Annotated in this window: 2 protein-coding genes; both read left to right on the forward strand. The window is 36.4% G+C overall.

Annotation, left to right across the window (positions count from 1 at the left end; all coding sequences use genetic code 11):
• Window positions 1-433 precede the first annotated feature (433 nt).
• Window positions 434-832: a nucleotidyltransferase family protein gene (locus ACFFIP_RS18025; protein WP_382389162.1), complete on the forward strand. Its 399-nt coding sequence runs from the start codon at window positions 434-436 to the stop codon at window positions 830-832.
• Window positions 825-1,154, forward strand: coding sequence for a HepT-like ribonuclease domain-containing protein (locus ACFFIP_RS18030; protein ID WP_382389163.1), 330 nt, complete (start codon window positions 825-827; stop codon window positions 1,152-1,154). Before ACFFIP_RS18025 ends, ACFFIP_RS18030 begins: the two co-directional genes overlap by 8 nt.
• Window positions 1,155-1,601 lie beyond the last annotated feature (447 nt).

Here is a 1,601-nt window from a genome sequence, read left to right on the forward strand (position 1 = left end):
ATAGGGAAGGGAGTTTTTGAGTCTATTGAATAGGCCTGAAGGGCCGGGATATCAGAGGGATGGTTGGAGGCCATCCCGGATACGCCGGCAATACGGAACCGCGAATTGATTTGAAATGATAACCACGCCTGCCTGCTGCAGGCAGGAATTACACTAATTACACAAATTGATTATTTCTGGAATTAGACAGAAATGTATGTTTAACGCCTTTTATACATCATTGCTAATTAGGTAAATGAATTATGCGCGAGGCTTTGGATTGACGCGAATTCTTGTGCTGGATTCAATATGGGGGTACAAGTCTCCCTCTTGGGAGATAAATCTGAAGACTTGAACCAGAAGGATTTGCAATTTCGGGAAGGGATAAAGTAGATTTAGAATCCGCAAACTTAATATAAACAGATTCAGTATTTTTTTGTAAATTATGTTTTAAATGAAAGGTAAAAAATATCCCATAAAGAAGCAGCGAATCCAAAAGGTCAATGAACCTTTTGCAATGGCTTATGATGTTTCTCTGGATTATAAACTACCTGTATTTTTAGAAAAACACAGAGAGGAATTAATCGATTTGTGTAAAAAACACCATGTAGAACGGATGTTTGTTTTTGGATCGGTTTTAAATAATAGTTTTTCATCAGAAAGTGATGTAGACTTTTTGGTTAAAATCAAGGAAGTTCCAGTAGAAGTTTATACAGATTCTTTTTTTGAGGTTTACGAAGGGTTGCAAAATATCTTAAATAGAAAAGTTGATTTGCTTACCGAGAAATCTGTCAGTAATCCATATTTCTTGGAAGAAATCAATAAAACAAAGACTTTGATTTATAGTGAATAAAGTCAAGAAACTATTATTCGATATAAGAGAGTCGATTGATTCCATTGAAAAATACCTGGGACCTGAACCAAGTCTTTCATTTTTTCAACAAAATAAAATGCTAAGAAGAGCTGTGGAAAGAGAGCTTGAAATTATTGGGGAGGCTACTAATAAGTTATTGAAAATAGATGCCAATATCCCAATTACAGATGCAAGAAGGATTGTAAGCTTAAGGAATTTTGTGATACATGCCTATGATGATGTTGACGCAATAGTAATTTGGGGGATTTTACAAAGTGATTTACCGGAGCTTAAAAAGCAGGTAAAGGAATTGCTTGGTTAATCATTTAGAATGAAGAATTAGGGAGATGAATGTATATCTAAAGTTGAGAATGACGTTATTGGTAATGGGTAGTAGTATTTGAGTCGATTAAATAGGCCTGAAGGGCCGGGATATCAGAGGGATGGTTGGAGGCCATTAATTGAGAATGTTGAATGAGGAGTGAAAAATGAAGAAAGGAAATATAAGAGCCAAGGAAAAAGTAAAAAGGCAAAAGTTTGAACTTTTCTAAAGTTCCGGATGACGGTTATGGATAGGGAAGGGAGTTTTTGAATTGATTAAATAGGCCTGAAGGGCCGGGATATCAGAGGGATGGTTGGAGGCCATCCCGAAAAATGGAGGCAGGGGCTCACCGAGATTTATTTTACCACAAAGAGCACCATGTCCCACGAAGAAAAAGTGAGAAAGGGAGAGGTTTTTTAAGTAATTCAGGCATTTTAATTAGGACAA

Source organism: Fontibacter flavus, assembly GCF_042432905.1.
GTDB classification, from domain to species: domain Bacteria; phylum Bacteroidota; class Bacteroidia; order Cytophagales; family Cyclobacteriaceae; genus Fontibacter; species Fontibacter flavus.

What these genes read in the sequence shown, in the direction of transcription:
- ACFFIP_RS18025 (WP_382389162.1), top strand. Translation starts at nt 434, where the DNA reads ATGAAAGGTAAAAAATATCCCATAAAGAAGCAGCGAATCCAAAAGGTC.